This is a genomic window from Enterovibrio gelatinilyticus, from assembly GCF_028683095.1.
Taxonomy (GTDB): domain Bacteria; phylum Pseudomonadota; class Gammaproteobacteria; order Enterobacterales; family Vibrionaceae; genus Enterovibrio; species Enterovibrio gelatinilyticus.
Window position 1 is genome coordinate 1 of record NZ_JAJUBC010000117.1, and the last position, 532, is coordinate 532.

At 43.4% G+C, this 532-nt stretch carries 1 pseudogene; it reads left to right on the forward strand.

Going from position 1 to position 532, the window contains the following annotated elements:
- Window positions 1-18: 18 nt before the first annotated feature.
- Window positions 19-532: pseudogene (locus LRP50_RS25470) on the forward strand (hypothetical protein); the annotation flags it as partial.

Here is a 532-nt window from a genome sequence, read left to right on the forward strand (position 1 = left end):
GTAGACGTGTTTGCGGGAGTGGAAGCAGGCGGCATCGGCTCAACCGAAGTGTCGTGGCTTCCTCCTGTCGTACAAGTTAACGGTAAAAAACATAATTCTGAATTCATTGAACTAGGCAGTATTTCAGGACAAATTGCCGTTAACTACGGTATTGGTTTTTCCGGCGAGTTAAGAATTGGTTTTCACAATGGGCAATTTTTTCTGATCACTGCTGCAAGGCTCGTTTGCGGCCCTGGCGTAAGTGGCAAAGTCGCAATTAAAGTGAACCCTGTGAATGCAGACAGAGTTGTTGATTGTCTGCTCGGAATATTAAAAGAGAGCGGATTTAAATATGTCGAAGCGCTGGGTGATATTGATGTAGATGGCAACAATAAAGATTTCGAAGAACTCAATCAAGTTCTCACCGTTGCCATAGCACTCGGTTTAACTTTCGCAGAGGTCTTGCTACTGCCAACCAAAACTTACAATGATTATCTTCAGAGTATACTTGAAGAAGATTATGCCCCCATGATAGCGAAGCACATCGTAGAAA